Source organism: Snodgrassella gandavensis, assembly GCF_914768025.1.
GTDB lineage: Bacteria > Pseudomonadota > Gammaproteobacteria > Burkholderiales > Neisseriaceae > Snodgrassella > Snodgrassella gandavensis.
This window is the reverse complement of record NZ_CAJZCE010000001.1, coordinates 171,217-187,145: the sequence shown is the minus strand read 5'-3', so window position 1 is coordinate 187,145 and position 15,929 is coordinate 171,217. Positions and strand designations below refer to the sequence as shown.

General features: G+C 41.6%; 14 protein-coding genes. 11 read left to right on the top strand and 3 right to left on the bottom strand.

The genetic code is table 11. The annotated features are described in order from the left end of the window. Positions 1 to 91: 91 nt before the first annotated feature. The 6 genes from MJ764_RS00900 to MJ764_RS00875 all read left to right on the top strand — a co-directional run bounded on the left by MJ764_RS00900 (position 92) and on the right by MJ764_RS00875 (position 7,663). Positions 92 to 1,432 carry an MFS transporter gene (locus MJ764_RS00900; protein ID WP_239323778.1) on the top strand — a complete coding sequence of 447 codons (1,341 nt, stop codon included), beginning with the start codon at positions 92 to 94 and terminating at the stop codon, positions 1,430 to 1,432. A gap of 138 nt (positions 1,433 to 1,570) precedes the next feature. Then, entirely contained in the window at positions 1,571 to 2,017 is a 447-nt protein-coding gene (gene smpB / locus MJ764_RS00895; RefSeq protein WP_100135369.1) for an SsrA-binding protein SmpB, read from the top strand. A 319-nt stretch (positions 2,018 to 2,336) separates the two neighbouring features. Beyond that, positions 2,337 to 2,591 (top strand): hypothetical protein, encoded by a 255-nt coding sequence (locus tag MJ764_RS00890; protein ID WP_100089731.1) that lies wholly within the window; start codon positions 2,337 to 2,339, stop codon positions 2,589 to 2,591. A gap of 713 nt (positions 2,592 to 3,304) precedes the next feature. Continuing rightward, a complete protein-coding gene (gene guaA, locus MJ764_RS00885) occupies positions 3,305 to 4,870 on the top strand; it encodes a glutamine-hydrolyzing GMP synthase (protein ID WP_239323777.1) in 1,566 nt (521 codons plus the stop codon). Between the two features lie 489 nt (positions 4,871 to 5,359). Next, on the top strand, positions 5,360 to 6,556 hold the full coding sequence (locus tag MJ764_RS00880) for an MFS transporter (RefSeq protein WP_239323775.1): 1,197 nt from the start codon (positions 5,360 to 5,362) through the stop codon (positions 6,554 to 6,556). 135 nt (positions 6,557 to 6,691) lie between these two features. Continuing rightward, positions 6,692 to 7,663, top strand: coding sequence for an alpha/beta hydrolase (locus MJ764_RS00875; RefSeq protein WP_239323774.1), 972 nt, complete (start codon positions 6,692 to 6,694; stop codon positions 7,661 to 7,663). A 120-nt stretch (positions 7,664 to 7,783) separates the two neighbouring features. Here the strand turns inward: MJ764_RS00875 and MJ764_RS00870 are convergent, their stop codons facing one another. Together MJ764_RS00870 and MJ764_RS00865 are read right to left on the bottom strand one after the other, a co-directional pair. Then, complete coding sequence (locus MJ764_RS00870) at positions 7,784 to 8,665, bottom strand: LysR family transcriptional regulator (RefSeq protein ID WP_239323772.1); 882 nt, start codon at positions 8,663 to 8,665, stop codon at positions 7,784 to 7,786. 253 nt (positions 8,666 to 8,918) lie between these two features. Beyond that, positions 8,919 to 9,071: a hypothetical protein gene (locus MJ764_RS00865; RefSeq protein ID WP_239323770.1), complete on the bottom strand. Its 153-nt coding sequence runs from the start codon at positions 9,069 to 9,071 to the stop codon at positions 8,919 to 8,921. Positions 9,072 to 9,748: 677 nt separating this feature from the next. On the opposite strand from MJ764_RS00865, the gene MJ764_RS00860 reads away from it, so the two are divergent. After that, a complete protein-coding gene (locus MJ764_RS00860) occupies positions 9,749 to 10,405 on the top strand; it encodes a hypothetical protein (RefSeq protein WP_239323769.1) in 657 nt (218 codons plus the stop codon). 91 nt (positions 10,406 to 10,496) lie between these two features. On the opposite strand, the gene MJ764_RS00855 is transcribed toward MJ764_RS00860, so the two are convergent. Beyond that, a complete protein-coding gene (locus MJ764_RS00855; RefSeq protein WP_100089724.1) occupies positions 10,497 to 10,691 on the bottom strand; it encodes a CsbD family protein in 195 nt (64 codons plus the stop codon). Positions 10,692 to 11,097: 406 nt separating this feature from the next. Between MJ764_RS00855 and MJ764_RS00850 the strand changes: the two genes are divergently transcribed. From MJ764_RS00850 to MJ764_RS00835, 4 genes are all read left to right on the top strand, one after another. Further along, on the top strand, positions 11,098 to 13,356 hold the full coding sequence (locus MJ764_RS00850; RefSeq protein ID WP_239323767.1) for a tetratricopeptide repeat protein: 2,259 nt from the start codon (positions 11,098 to 11,100) through the stop codon (positions 13,354 to 13,356). Between the two features lie 173 nt (positions 13,357 to 13,529). Next, a complete protein-coding gene (gene dusA, locus MJ764_RS00845) occupies positions 13,530 to 14,573 on the top strand; it encodes a tRNA dihydrouridine(20/20a) synthase DusA (RefSeq protein ID WP_275415206.1) in 1,044 nt (347 codons plus the stop codon). 54 nt (positions 14,574 to 14,627) lie between these two features. Continuing rightward, entirely contained in the window at positions 14,628 to 15,422 is a 795-nt protein-coding gene (locus MJ764_RS00840) for a thymidylate synthase (RefSeq protein ID WP_239323765.1), read from the top strand. Beyond that, entirely contained in the window at positions 15,419 to 15,916 is a 498-nt protein-coding gene (locus MJ764_RS00835) for a dihydrofolate reductase (RefSeq protein WP_239323754.1), read from the top strand. Before MJ764_RS00840 ends, MJ764_RS00835 begins: the two co-directional genes overlap by 4 nt. Positions 15,917 to 15,929: the final 13 nt, after the last annotated feature.

Here is a 15,929-nt window from a genome sequence, read left to right as displayed (position 1 = left end):
TAGCTGCCTAAGCCAGCTTGTACCCAAACAAAAAGCTTGTGTATGCATTTTCATATACAAGCTTTTTTCAACCCTGAGCCCAAGAAAAATTATGACTAACACACCCGCATCGCAGCTCAAATCTGCACCTCCAATTAGCCAAAATTCCCCTACTAAAGTTGCTGTTGCCAGCTTAGTGGGTACAGCCGTAGAATTTTACGACTTCTACATATACGGCCTGGCCGCCGCACTGGTACTGGATGCCCTATTTTTTGAAAACAAGGATCCAGCACTTGCCGTCATGCACTCATTTCTAACCTTCGGCATCGCCTTTATCGCCCGCCCCATTGGTGCAGCACTGTTCGGCCATTTCGGCGACAAAGTCGGCCGCAAAACCACCTTAATAGCATCATTGCTCATCATGGGCATCAGCACCACCCTGATTGGTTTTCTGCCAACCTACCAACAAGCTGGCATCTTTGCACCAATTTGTTTATGCATCCTGCGCTTCTGTCAGGGGCTTGGGCTGGGTGGCGAATGGGGTGGTGCCGCCCTACTGGCTACCGAAAACGCCCCCAGAGGCAAACGCGCCCTCTTCGCCATGTTTCCACAAATCGGGCCTCCTATCGGCTTCATCACCGCCAGCCTGATATTCATTATCCTGTCCAAAAGCCTGAGCAACGAACAAATGATGGCTTGGGGCTGGCGTATTCCGTTTCTGCTGAGCATAGTGCTAGTTGGCCTTGGCATGTATGTCCGCATGTCCATTATTGAAAGCAATGCCTTTCGCAGCATGGTTGCCAAACAGAATGCAGTAAAAGTGCCGCTGGCTGATACCGTCCGTAAGCATTACAAACAGCTTATCCTTGGCTCACTGGCGGCCATGTCATGCTTTACCCTGTTTTTTCTGTCTACTGTATTTTCCCTGCAATATGCCACCACACAGCATCCATGGCAAAGCGCAGCATTATTCAACAAAATTGACTACCTATTCATCCTGATGGGTGCCATAGTATTTATGGCTTTAGGTTCGCCCGTCTCAGCATGGCTTTCCGATAAAATCGGCCGCCGTCCGATATTTTTAATCGGTGGCATCCTAACCGTAATAATCGGTTACTTGTACGGTGATTTAATCAATTGTGACAGTACAACCGTTGCCGCCATATTTCTGTCCTTTTCCTTATTCGTTATGGGCATTCTATGGACACCACTGGCTGCCTTTTTACCGGAAATATTTCCTACCAACGTACGTTATACCGGTGCGGCCATATCTTTCAGCTTCGGCGGCATCCTAGGCGGTTCACTTACACCCTTTACCGCCGCATGGCTAGTTAAAGAATACAGCTTACAAGGTACCGTGTACGTTGGCTGGTTTCTGATCGCCTCCTGTGTGCTTAGCATGCTCGCCGTGCTGCTGCTACCCGAAACCCATCGACAAGAAATTGAAAACTAAAACAGATAAAAAACCGATTAACCCAATCGGTTTTTTATTTATTCCATCTATTCCCATCAGCTTTAATAGTAATCTGTCTCCATTACCCATTCTTTCTGCTAAAATAGACACAAAAATACAGCGTAGCAGAAAACCAATATGAGCATTATCAACAATAAAAAAGCCTTTCACGATTACTTTATTGAAGAACAGATAGAAGCCGGCATCGTTCTGGAAGGCTGGGAAGTCAAAGCCATTCGTGCAGGCCGAGTACAAATCAAGGAAAGCTATATCCAGTGGAAAAAAGGTGCCTTCTACTTAGTCGGCAGCCATATCACCGCATTGCCTACCGCCTCCGATCACGTCAAACCCGATCCAGTACGCCAGCGGAAACTTCTACTGAATCAATCTGAAATCAACAAACTGATTGGCAAAGTAGAACGTAGTGGCTATACCCTCGTCCCCGTCAACATGCATTACAGCCATGGCTATGTCAAAATCGACATGGGCTTAGCCAAAGGTAAAAAACAGCACGACAAACGCCAGAGCAGCAAAGAAAAAGACTGGAACCGTGAAAAACAACGGCTAATGAAACAGGCTCGCTAACTCATGCCAAATCATAAAATCTTAAAAAGGGAAATTGATATTTTTCAATTTCCCTTTTTAATAAAATTTAAATCCGATTGATAATCACTATCCAATCCAGTTCCATAAAATAAAAGCCATCAACAACTACCAGAAAAGCCAAAATAAAAACACACACCCAACTCAAAATAAACTAAAAAGTACATCATTACTTACTCATTCACCCCATACCACTTTCCTGCAAATTTAACTAAACAGACACCTACTAAAATATGTTATATTTAAAACTTAAAAACACAACATAACCATTGTTTTCAATAACAAAAAAGAGAAATTAGCGATGAAAAAAACTGCTTATCTTTTAGGGCTATTATTATTAAGCGGCTGTATAACAATCAACGGAGATTATCGCCTTACTGCCCAAGATGAAAATGGTAAAGATTTATTACCTAAAATGAAATTGCTGGCACATGGCACTGGCATCTACACCGTTAAAAATTCCCTATGTGCATCCTTTCCCAAAGCTACTATTCGTATTTACGACCTCCGCACCAACGAAGAGCTAAAGGGTGAAAGCCCGCGCAAATGCCGCTAAATCCGGTTCCATCATCAATAAAACATTAGCACTTCCACCTCAATAGTTTACAGCTAGGTTTCAGTGGAAAAATAACACTCAGCAATAGCATGGCTATCAATCCAAAGACTTAAAAATCATGCAGGAATAGCGATGCAATCCAAGAGCCCATACAAGCATTTAGCTGTTTTTTTGCCGGAGTAAGTGCTTTCATATCCCTGCTTTGTAGACTAGCAATCTAAACAAATAATGAAACTTCCAGCTTGGCAATACTTTTATTAGCGGCAATAAGTACATATCCGCTATCTGTAATCAATCAACTTGATCAGAACAACTAACGGACTGGACAAAGAAGCTAACACCATTGAACTCTGTATGACATTTACACCTAAGCCCATCATTAACAAAAAAATTCATTTCTATATAGAGCTTGGCAAAAGCATTTTTAATAATATATAAAATGACGACTATCAGAACCGGCTTAGCAATATCCTGAAACTTCTGGCACAAAATTAAAGAGAGAAGCTGAATAAAAAAACCATAAAAATATTCAACCTACAAAACAGCAAACCAAATAACAGCAGCCATAAAACAAATACATTAATTATTTTATCCAGATAGATAGCATATTTTTCACAATATTAGTTTTCCGCATACAGCGCACTTGCAGAAATAAAAGCAGAAAAGTGTTAAAATAACTCGCTTCATACTCAAACACCTGTCAAGAGCCTAGCATGAATCAGGATAAAATCTTAATTCTCGATTTTGGTTCACAAGTAACCCAGCTCATCGCCCGGCGCGTACGTGAAGCTCATGTTTATTGTGAATTACATTCATTTGACATGCCCATTGCCGACATCAAGGCATTCGCCCCCAAAGGCATTATCCTGTCCGGCGGCCCCAATTCAGTATACGAATCAGACTATCAGGCCAATCCAGAAATCCTTAATCTGGGTATCCCCATTCTTGGCATCTGCTATGGCATGCAATGGCTGGCACACACCATGGGTGGGGAAGTCAGCGGTGGCGACCAGCGCGAATTCGGTTATGCTCAGGTGCATACAGAAGACAGCCAGTTTACCAATGGTATTTTCGACAACCAGCCCAACACACTGGATGTATGGATGAGCCATGGCGACAAAGTCAGCAAACTGCCAGAAGGCTTCAAAAGCATTGGCCATACCCCTAGCTGCCCTTATGCCATCATCGAAAACCCGCAAAAACACTTCTATGGCGTACAGTTTCACCCCGAAGTTACCCATACCAAACAAGGGCGTGAACTAATCAACCGCTTTGTACTGGACATCTGTCAGGCCAAACCAAGCTGGACAATGCCAAACTACATCGAAGAAGCCATTACCAAAATTCGCGAACAGGTAGGCACCGATGAAGTTATTCTGGGTCTTTCCGGTGGCGTGGATTCATCCGTAGCCGCAGCCCTGATTCACCGTGCCATCGGCAACCAGCTTACCTGCGTTTTCGTTGATCATGGCCTGTTGCGCTATCAGGAAGCGCAAATGGTTATGGACATGTTCGGCAAAAACCTTGGCGTAAACGTAATTCACGTCGATGCGTCTGTCGACTTCCTCGAAAAACTCGCCGGCGAAACCGACCCCGAACGCAAACGCAAAATCATCGGTGCCGAATTTGTCGAAGTCTTCCAGCGCGAAGCCGGCAAACGCCAAAACGCCAAATGGCTGGCACAAGGCACCATCTACCCTGATGTAATTGAAAGTGCCGGCGCCAAAACCAAAAAAGCGCATGCCATCAAAAGCCATCACAACGTAGGCGGCCTGCCGGAAACCCTCAATCTGCAACTGCTGGAACCACTGCGCGACCTCTTCAAAGACGAAGTGCGCGAACTAGGCGTAGCTCTGGGACTACCACGCGACATGGTATACCGTCATCCCTTCCCCGGCCCCGGCCTGGGCGTGCGTATTCTGGGCGAAGTTAAACGCGAGTATGCCGACTTACTGCGCCGTGCCGATCACATCTTTATCGAAGAATTGCGTAACACCTGTGATGAAGATGGCCTATCCTGGTACGACAAAACCAGTCAGGCATTTGCCGTTTTCCTGCCGGTAAAATCCGTAGGCGTCATGGGAGACGGCCGCACCTACGAATACGTGGTAGCCTTGCGTGCAGTCATTACCAGCGACTTCATGACCGCCCACTGGGCACACCTGCCTTACGACTTACTCGGCCGCGTTTCCAACCGCATCATCAACGAAGTCCGCGGCATCAACCGCGTGGTTTATGATGTCAGCGGCAAACCACCTGCTACCATTGAGTGGGAATAACAGCGCCCACACCATATTAACGCAAACCAAAAAGCCTTGTTCACACAAGGCTTTTTCTTTTTCAGCATACCCTAGCCTCAAAACCCTGCTTATTCCTGCCACCAGCAATAAAAAACTCATTTTTCAGAAACAATAACAGCAATACTTGCATACTAAATCTAATTTCCAACTACAAGCTGATTACATCATCTATCATTCTTTCACTTATTTATCTTCGCCATCTAAAGCCAGCATTTACTTCACTCCCCCCAAGCAAATTCCAGTACATATCATCCTTCAAAAATCTTCAAACCATGCTTTTCAGGCATCAATTACCATAAAGTATAAGTATTTTACATAGAAATTTTAGCTACTTATACTTTTCCAAACAGCCTGAAAGAATCAATCAGCCAATAAAACATCCACAAAAAACATAGTAAATGCCTACACGACTCTAAAAAACCAATACCACATCAATTGCACAAACCAGATAACGGAGATTCAGCAATAATGCAGCAGCAAACCCATCAGCCACCAGCAACAGCACACTGGTCTGCCGTTTTCTCATTATTCATGGGCGTTACCAGCCTCATCAGCGCCGAATTTGTCCCAATTAGCCTGCTAACACCAATAGCCAAATCCCTGCACATCACTGAAGGCATGGCAGGGCAAACTGTTACCGCAGTAGGTATTTTTGCCGTAATAGCCAGCCTCTTCCTTTCATCAGTAGCCAAAACCACCAACAGGCGCACAGTTTTATTAATCATGTCTGCCATGTTAATAGCAGCAAATACATTAATTGCCTTTGCCCCAAACTATATTCTACTGCTTAGCGGACGTTGCATATTAGGACTATGTGTCGGCAGTTTCTGGTCATTAGCATCTGCCGTAACCATACAACTGGTACCGGAAAAAGAAATTTCGCGCGCGCTCAGCATCGTCTACGCCGGCGTATCCGTGGCCACCATCATTTCCCTGCCATTGGCCAGTTATCTGGGCAACCTCATCGGCTGGAGAAGCGTCTTCCTGCTCACCGCACTTTTAGGCCTTGCCGCATTTATCTGGCAATTCCTCTCCTTACCCGCCCTGCCGGCGCAAGCTGATAGCAACTTTAAACAGATGCTCTTACTCTTAAAACAGCCATGGGTAGCCACCGGAATGCTGGCCACCATCTTCAGCTATGGCGGCTATCATATTTTCTTCACCTACTTAAGACCTTTTCTGCAACATACCCTTGCCCTGCCAGCTAATACCTTATCCATACTGTTACTAATTTTCGGCATCGGCAATTTTGCCGGCACTATTATCGCCGGATGGATAATGCATAAACACTTTAAACCAACCATGATAATCAGCCACATCATTTTATTTATTCTGGCCGTTACATTACTGTTCAGCCACAACAATCCGGCCACCGATTCAGCACTTATTGTTGCATGGGGTTTCATGTTTGGTTTTCTACCTGTCGGCTGGTCGACATGGATAGCCATTACATTGGCCAACAAAGCCGAAATGATGGGCGGCCTGTCTGTGGCAGCCATACAATTTGCCATCGGCTTAGCTGCGGCCATAGGCGGCTTCATCTATGACCATCAGGGCATACCGGGAATTTTCTTAAGTTCCGCATTAATTTTTATCGCCGCACTACTACTCATCAAAACCAGTTTTGCATCATATAGCCGCACAACAGCAAAACAATTTTCATAACTTATTCTTCACCCTATTCAGCAAAGAAAGTTGCCAATCATGCAAAACATCTGCCTTTATCTCAAAAAGAAAATTTTCATAACCATATGTCTCAGTTTTTTCGGACTGTTTCCCCCACTATCAATCGGAGCCAATATGTCAAACAACCCAGATAACTTTTATCAAAGCAAACAAGTAACCAAGCAAAAAGTCAACTTTCTCAATCAGTACAAAATGAAAGTGGCTGGCAATCTGTTTATGCCGAAAACATTAGCGGCGAACACAAAATACCCGGCCATCATTGTCGGCCATCCCATGGGCGCAGTAAAAGAACAAAGCGCCAATTTATACGCCACCAAAATGGCCGAACAGGGCTTTGTCACACTGGCAATCGACTTATCATACTGGGGGGAAAGCGAAGGACAACCACGCAATGCCGTATTGCCCGACATGTACAGCGAGGATTTCAGTGCCGCTGTCGATTTTTTAGGTACCCAGCCTTTTGTAGACCGCAACAACATAGGCGTAATCGGCATTTGTGGCAGTGGTAGTTTTGCCATCAGCGCCGCCAAAATCGACCCGCGTTTCAAAGCCATCGCCACAGTCAGCATGTACGACATGGGTGCCGCAAGTCGCAATGGCCTCAATCATTCACTCACCTTGCAACAGAGAAAACAAATTCTTCAGCAAGCAGCAGAACAGCGTTACATAGAATTTACCGGCGGACAAACCTTATATACTGGCGGTACCATTAATAAAGGGCAAATTACCGCCAAAGACAGCCCCATCGCACATGAATTTTATGATTTTTACCGCACCACGCGTGGCGAATTTACCCCGGCCGGTTCACAACCTGAATTAACCACCCATCCCACCCTGACCAGCAGCCCCAAATTCATGAACTTCTACCCCTTCAACGACATAGAAACCATCTCTCCGCGGCCATTATTATTTATCACCGGTGATAAAGCCCATTCCAAAGAATTCAGCGAAGATGCTTACCGCCGCGCTGCCGAACCTAAAGAGCTTTACTATGTCAAAAATGCGGGACACGTTGATCTGTACGACCGCGTCAACCTGATTCCATTTGACAAACTGGTTTCATTCTTCAAGGCAAATCTGCATTAACACCACAGCATAACAAAAAAAACATAACATCAATGTTTAAAATCTCTTCCTACCTGCACCATAAGCTTAGTTTATGAGTGCAGGTATAGCCTTACATAAAACCAATCGCAGATTTCATCACTAAACACAAAAACTTGCTTTCAAGCGTTGTAAAAACAGAGCAGAAACCCGCGAAAATAACTGATATCTTTTCCAGACAACATTCACATCAACTTCCAGCAGCGGCTCCAGCGGCCTGAAACAGAACATACTTTCCCCGGCCGTATTAATCAACTTGTCCAGACACAGCGCATAGCCCACCTTCTGTTCCACCAGCAACGCCGCATTAAAAATCAGATTATACGTAGCAACCACATCAAGCTTGTCATAATCCCTTTTGATCCATCTGGCTATACTGTCACTCACATACTTCTGCCTCGACATAATCAGAGGCAGGCTCCATAAATCTTCCGGCCGGATAAAATCACGCTCAGCCAGCTCATCATCCTTTCTCATCAATACGCCCCATCTATCCTTCTGCGGCAGACACAGAGATTCATAATTCTCCAGATAAGCAGGATCAATCAACACCCCGAAATCCAGTAAGCCCTTATCAATCCGCTCCGTCACATCATTAGCATTACCACTATAAATATGAATACGAATATGCGGATAATCCAACTGCATCGCCTTAATCACCTTTACTACCGGCCTTAAAGCGTCTGTTTCACCACAGCCAATATAAATATCACCACTAAGCGTTTTATCATACTGGTGAAATTCAGCTTCAGTTTTGTGCACCAGCTCAAGAATTTCCTCAGCACGCTGGCGCAAATGCATACCTTCTTCAGTCAGCATAATTTTCCGGCTGCCACGCATAAACAGCTTACTTCCCAGCTCCTCTTCCAGCTCCATAAGCTGGCGCGACAGCGTTGGCTGAGTAATATGCAAATAATCGGCCGCAGCCGTCACACTTTCCTGTCTGGCCAGTGCCAGAAAATAACGTAAAACCTTAATATCCACCCGTTCACCCCTCCTAGCCCGACAGCCAAAATATACCCTCTAAGCAGAATATTTATTTCCTTTAAACCACCCAGCATTAATTTAATATTTAACTGGCCATCAATCCTATCCATAAAAATCAGGCTGCCACAAAATATTATTGCAGCCACATCGGCTTAAAATCAAACCAGACTATCCTAACAAAATTATCCAGCAAAGCCATTGCTCATTTTCTATCAATAATTCACCAAGAAAATCAGCCACTACCCTTATGCTAATAAACAAAGTCAGCATAGATAACCAGCCAGCTAGATTGATTACAGCCAATATCATTACGCACACAATCCAGATTTTTAGCCAAAGCAATAAAATGCGCTGATACCCCCATCCCGATACCAGCTGCAACAGCACAACTATACGTAGCCACACTACTGGCTGTCAGGCAGCAGGATTTTTCATGCTATTTTTTCTAATCATTGTGATACTGGCAGGTACTGGTGCGTTTCAGGCCAGCCAACAAAATCAGCCTCTTTAAACTTAGCATCTTCCCTGCCCGCCGTTTGCCTTGCAGATAGCTTGCACCAGCATACCCACCAAACCCAAGTACGCCTAAGCACCAGATATTGATATTATCCGGTACAGAACATACAGCGTACTGCTTAGCTGAATCAGCAATACCATAGACGGGCACTTATTCTTTTACTACTGAGCTTATTGACCACCATTGCTGCAATTATTCTGGCCTTTACCCTGCCCGCCATGCGGCACTGCCTGACTGAGATAAAAGCAAGTCTGCAACAGTTATTCACCTTAAACACTTAATTCGTATATATGATTGCTTCTACGGCTATCATCGCCCACTTTGCTACCTTACTCATATAGAAATTTTCTGGCCAAGCAAATAGCCATCTCTACCAACCAGATTGCCATTTATCGGTTGGCATTCGCAGCCGCGGATGTGATTGGCAATCTGTTAATCAATGCATACAAATTTCAAAATAAATCCACTCTAAATCAATATAATCTTTGACAAAAAATAACTTATTATTTTAAAGTTAAATCACGTAAACATAAATCAATCTCTAACTAAGCAGAAATTTGAAAATGGATATTATTTCAATGATCAAATCTTCAATATTTATATTTCCTATGAGTTGTATTCATGAATTTTTCTCACAACAATTTATTCCGTCTGAAGACGATATGAAAAAAATTGCAGAGTACTTAATCACAACCAGAAAAGAGCTTAATGACAAAAATGCCAGCCCCATGGAAAGAAAGCTGGCATTAATGTCAGTACCCTATTTAAAGTATCTCGATTTAAGCCAAATAGATTTTTGGGAAGAAAATTATAGTGATGATATAGAGCTATTATTTAATCTTTATATTGCGCAAGGAGTTCACCATAAAGAACTCAAACGAGTTATATGGAATAAAAACGATTTAGAATATTACTATAATAATCCCTTTTCACTAAAAAACAAAAGCAAGAAAAATAAATTGCAGCTAAAAAAAATTATGGGCAGCACAAACCAGTCTGTTGGTTTTTTCGCCTTTCAAGCCTTGTTTATACTACTAATTTTACTCATTTTGGGTATAATTTTCGGTTCAATAATATTATTATATGCTTTTGTTGTCATATTTGGACTCAGTCTAATTTTTATCAGTTTTATCATGCATCGTAATCAAATTGTTATTGATGCCACTGAAAAAATCATTAATCAATATCCAGATTTAATAAAAGAATCAGATTTGAAGTAGAAATAAATTGATAATAAACCATCAATTAAAATATTTAAGCCCATCACCAATAAGCCGCTCTTATTGAGCGGCTTATTTATCATTTCAGATATTAATCCTGAAATTTTTTCTTAATCGAATCAACAGCGCCGTCTATCGCATTAGAGACATCGTGAACGGCGTCTTTTACACCACCAACAGCCTTGTCTACCATACCCTCAGACTGGGTTTTAGTATCACCAACTACCTTACCAACATTTTCTTTTACTTCGCCTTTGGCTTTATCAACGAATCCATTGTCACTCATAACCATCTCCATTCTGTTTGTTTACTGTTTACAACAGCATTAAATTAAACTACTGCTAAATTCTTATCCTTCAAAAACTTATCATAGAGAGACAATCATGCGCCTGCAATGGCTAAAGCCCACTTTTGCAGCTAATTACAAATATCATAGCAAAATAAGCAAATCATACAATTAATTAACTTAAACAGATACTTATATATATAACTACACATTAGTAATCGCCACGCTACAGTGTTTTATCTCAGGCAAGATAAAATCTGCTATCTCAACAATTGTCATATACAGTTTTATTTAAGACGGTTTTTAAATATAATTATTCGTTAAATTTAAACAAGATAATTTTATTTTAGTCATCAAACTAAAGTTCAGTTACAAAAACCTAAAACCAGCTAAAACAGGATTAGTAATGGAAAATAATGATATTGATGCATCAATTAAGGAACTTAGTCAAATTACACGTGATGATGGGAATGAAAAATATGCAGATGCTCAATTTGAATTAGGGTATATCTACGATAATGCAAAACACGATTATGATCAGGCTGAAGCTTATTATTTAAACATCACCAGAGAAGATTGCCCTGAAGTTTATGCTAATGCCCAATTAAATTTAGGATATTATTATTATAGAAAAGACAATTTTGAAAAAGCTGAACTCTATTTCTCAAATATCATTAGAGAAGATAGCCCTAAAATTTATGCTGAAGCTCAATTACAATTAGGACATCTTTATAGTGAAATAAAACTCGATTATGATAAATCCGAAGCTTATTACTTAAATATCACCAGAGAAGACAATCCTGATATTTTTAGTAGCGCTCAACTTAATTTAGGATTTTTCTATACTTATATAAAACCCGACTATACTAAAGCTGAGGCCTTTTACTTAAATATCACCAGAGAAGACTCTCCTAGCATTTATGCCAACTCCCAATTTAGTTTAGCTCGTTTATATAATGATATAAAACACGATTATGATAAGGCTGAAGTCTGTTATTCAAATATCACCAGAGAAGATTCTCCTTGCACTTATGTCTACTCCCAATTTAGTTTAGCTCGTTTATATGATTATATAAAACACGATTATGATAAGGCTGAAGTCTATTATTCAAATATCACCAGAGAAGATTCTCCTAGCATTTATGCCAAATCCCAATTTAGTTTAGCTCGTTTATATGATTATATAAAACACGATTATGATAAGGCTGAAGTCTGTTATTCAAATATCACCAGAGAAGACAACCCTTATACCTACGCTAAAGCTCAATTTAATTTGGGTTTTATTTATGAATATAAGAAAAATAATTTGGATAAAGCCATTAATTGTTTTTTAAATATTTTAAAAAGTGATCATCAGCAATTTTACTATAGAGCCCAGTACCAGCTAGCTAACATTTATTTTTTTCAAAAAAACGACAATAATAAATCCCAAGATTATTACAATGAAGTCAAATATTTCAACTCTGAGTCTTATAGATATATTTCAGCCAGAGTAATATCAGAACTAATTGATATTAATCCAAACTTTATTTTAAATAAAGAGAATTTAAAAGAACCAATTCTTGCTAATATTAAAAATATTTGTACGTTAGCAAATGATATAAAAAAAACATTATTAGTTTCTTTCAATATAGATAATTCATCAAATAATGACACAGAAGCAAAAGAGCCAGAACGGCGCGTTGCCCATTATACCAAGCCGGCAGTCTTGTTTAATCTGCTTAAAGGAAAAAATCCCAGTAAATTCCGGCTGAATATCGTAGATTTTATGAATGACCCAAGTGAAAATCAGGTATTAACCAACTGGCTAAATATCACTAATAATTCAGATAATGAAATCAAAAGTTTTTTAGCCAGTTTTTCGTTTAATCATAATTCTTTAAACCAGTTCCGTTTATACGGCAATGAAGATAATATCTTAGGTTCCGGCGTAAGTATTGCTTTTAATCAGTCATTTTTTGGATGGGATACAGAGCGTAGTATTAATAATAAAAAAATTGAAATGAAAAATAATTCTTCTTTTCCTTCATATCAATTTGATGAATTGAAAACCAACTCAGATAAAATTGAAAATAATAATGATTATAGCCTCCATTTTTTACCATTATATCGTTGCCTTTACTTTGACCCCAAAACTGAATATATGTCTCTAGCCAAACGCAATAAGCAATCGTTTTATCTGGAAATGTGCGACGAAAAAAAAGAAACTGCTGCCATAGACGATGAATGGGAAAGATATATTGATGCATTAAACGAAGAGGAAAAAATAAAAATTATTCGCAAACAGCTAAAAGAAATAAAAAAATTAATGGAAGAGCTTTTAGAAGATAAAGAATTGCAAAAGATACCCAATCTGGAGCAATTGCTTAGTCTGGCCGTATTACCCATTTCCTGTCTGATAAAACATGCCGCCTTTGAAGATGAAGACGAATGCCGCATGATTTATATTACTCATATTGGTGACGAAAATATTGTAGAACCACAGGATTACCAGTCTGCTAATAGTTTGTATGTTGAATACACTAATGTAGAAAATTATATTGATAATATTTATTTAGGCCCGCAGTGTAAATTACAGCATAAATTATGGCTGCAAAATCATTTCAAGAAAAAACAGCAAGGGAAACAAATCAGGTTGATTAAGTCTGAAATGCCGCTGCGTTAAACTACTTAAATAATTAGAGATTGATGCAAAGATTCATTTTTAGCACGCAGTAAAGGCAAGCTGCTTAGTTAAGCCATGTATAATCTAGCTTTATGAGAAAATGATTAGAGTGAATGGCTGAGCTGAGTTTCTGGCTCAGCTTGATTTCACTGATGTTTTAAGAATGCTGGATTATGCAAGAAAATAAACGGTTAAGCAGTACAGATGGTTCTGTACAAGGTAGTGGTTGTCAGCCTGATAACAGCCCTCAGCCGAAAAGAACCTTGTCTGTGGCGCCCATGTTAGATCTAACAAATAGGCACTACCGCTATATGGCCAGACTGATTTCCAGAAACGCATGGCTGTATACGGAAATGATTAATGCCAATGCAATCATTCATGGTAATAGCGATAAATTACTGGCTTATCACCCGCAGGAGCAGCCTGTTGCCTTGCAGCTAGGCGGCAGTGACCCCGCAGCTTTGGCGCAGGCAGCAAAAATTGCCGCCGGTTATGCTTACAATGAAATCAATCTGAACTGTGGCTGCCCCAGCCCGCGGGTACAGCAAGGTGTTTTTGGTGCCTGTCTGATGCGCGAAGTCACGCTGGTAGCGCAATGTCTGAATGCGATGCAGGATGCTGTATCCATTCCGGTAACCATCAAGCACCGCATTGGACTGGATAAGGAAACAGCCTACCAGCCGCTGGCCGATTTTGTTGGTACATTACGCGAGCAAACAGCCTGCCGTATTTTTATTGTGCATGCGCGCAATGCATGGCTGGAGGGTTTATCTCCCAAAGATAATCGTGATATTCCGCCGCTGCGTTATGATTACGTTTATCGCTTGAAACAGGAATTTCCTGATCTGGAAATTATTCTTAATGGTGGCGTTACCACCAATGAACAAATCAGCCAGCATCTGCAATATGTGGATGGTGTGATGGTTGGGCGCGAGGCTTATCATAATCCGATGCTGATGCGTAGTTGGGATGCTGAATTTTATGGCAGCAGGCAGCCTGCCGTTGAATATGAGGCGCTGGTTGAGCAGTTAATCGACTATACGCAGCAGCAACTGGCTGAGCCAGATCATTCTTTACGCCATATGACACGGCATTATCTGGGGCTGATGCACGGTCTGCAAGGTGCACGCCAGTGGCGACGCATGTTATCCGACGCTGCATTATTAAAAGATAACAATGCCAGCCTGATTGCCGCAGCATGGCAGGCAGTGAAATAGCCAGTATACATCGATTTAAGCTACAATTGCCCTATTTTGTATTGGATAATCCGCATGCAACAGTATCTTGGCTTAATGCAACACGTACTCGACCATGGCGTGGACAAAGCTGATCGTACCGGCACCGGTACCCGCTCGGTATTCGGCTATCAGATGCGCTTTAATCTGGCTGATGGCTTTCCTGTGCTCACCACCAAAAAGCTGCACTTACGCTCCATTATTTATGAATTGCTGTGGTTTTTACGTGGAGATACCAATATCCGCTACTTGCATGAGCACAATGTTTCCATCTGGGATGAATGGGCTGATGCCGATGGCAATCTGGGCCCGGTATATGGTTATCAGTGGCGTAGCTGGCCTGCGCCGGATGGCCGCCATATCGACCAGATAAGCAATCTGCTGCAACAGATTAAAACCAATCCGGACAGCCGCCGCCTGATTGTTTCTGCGTGGAATCCGGCTTTAGTAGACGAAATGGCCTTGCCTCCCTGCCATGCGTTGTTTCAGTTTTATGTCGCCGAAGGCAAACTGTCGTGCCAGCTTTATCAGCGTAGTGCGGATATTTTTCTGGGCGTACCATTTAATATTGCCAGCTATGCTTTGCTGACAATGATGATTGCTCAGGTATGTGATTTAAAAGTAGGTGAATTTATTCATACACTGGGTGATGCTCATCTGTACAGCAATCACTTTGAGCAGGCGAAGCTGCAATTAAGCCGCAACCCGAAAAAGCTGCCGCAAATGCACCTTAATCCCGAGATTAAAGACCTGTTTTCATTCCAGTTTGAAGATTTCACACTTTCTGATTATCATCCGGATGCCCATATTAAAGCCCCTGTAGCAGTATGAATAAACACCACAAAATTACCTTAGTTGCCGCATTGGCTGATAACAATTGTATCGGTGAAAACAACCGTATACCTTGGCACGTACCTGAAGATTTTGAATTTTTTAAAAATTACACCATGGGGAAGCCCGTGGTTATGGGGCGCAAAACCTGGGAATCACTGCCGAAGAAACCGCTGCCGGGGCGGCCAAACTATGTTATCAGCCGGCAGCAAGAGCAGCAATTCAACGGGGCTATTTTGTGTCACAGTATCGAAGAGGCGATTCAGCAACTGGCGGATTGCCCGGAAATCATCATTATGGGCGGAGCGCAAATTTACGCTCAGGCGATGCCGCTGGCCACAGATTTACGCTTAACCAGAATTCATGTCAACGTAATGGGTGACACCTTTTTTCCAGCAATTAATGCCAATGAATGGCGGCAAACAGAAAGCAGCAGTCATATCAGTAGTAAAAATAATATTACTTATGATTTGCAGCATTTTGTACGGCGCTGAGCTTTTATCTAAA

Bases quoted from the DNA above. Each gene is read 5' to 3' on its own strand.
- MJ764_RS00855 (WP_100089724.1), bottom strand. From the start codon at position 10,691: ATGAGTGACAATGGATTCGTTGATAAAGCCAAAGGCGAAGTAAAAGAA.
- MJ764_RS00875 (WP_239323774.1), top strand. From the start codon at position 6,692: ATGTCAAACAACCCAGATAACTTTTATCAAAGCAAACAAGTAACCAAG.
- MJ764_RS00890 (WP_100089731.1), top strand. From the start codon at position 2,337: ATGAAAAAAACTGCTTATCTTTTAGGGCTATTATTATTAAGCGGCTGT.
- guaA (WP_239323777.1), top strand. From the start codon at position 3,305: ATGAATCAGGATAAAATCTTAATTCTCGATTTTGGTTCACAAGTAACC.
- MJ764_RS00835 (WP_239323754.1), top strand. From the start codon at position 15,419: ATGAATAAACACCACAAAATTACCTTAGTTGCCGCATTGGCTGATAAC.
- MJ764_RS00850 (WP_239323767.1), top strand. From the start codon at position 11,098: ATGGAAAATAATGATATTGATGCATCAATTAAGGAACTTAGTCAAATT.
- dusA (WP_275415206.1), top strand. From the start codon at position 13,530: ATGCAAGAAAATAAACGGTTAAGCAGTACAGATGGTTCTGTACAAGGT.
- MJ764_RS00900 (WP_239323778.1), top strand. From the start codon at position 92: ATGACTAACACACCCGCATCGCAGCTCAAATCTGCACCTCCAATTAGC.
- MJ764_RS00860 (WP_239323769.1), top strand. From the start codon at position 9,749: ATGGATATTATTTCAATGATCAAATCTTCAATATTTATATTTCCTATG.
- MJ764_RS00840 (WP_239323765.1), top strand. From the start codon at position 14,628: ATGCAACAGTATCTTGGCTTAATGCAACACGTACTCGACCATGGCGTG.
- smpB (WP_100135369.1), top strand. From the start codon at position 1,571: ATGAGCATTATCAACAATAAAAAAGCCTTTCACGATTACTTTATTGAA.
- MJ764_RS00880 (WP_239323775.1), top strand. From the start codon at position 5,360: ATGCAGCAGCAAACCCATCAGCCACCAGCAACAGCACACTGGTCTGCC.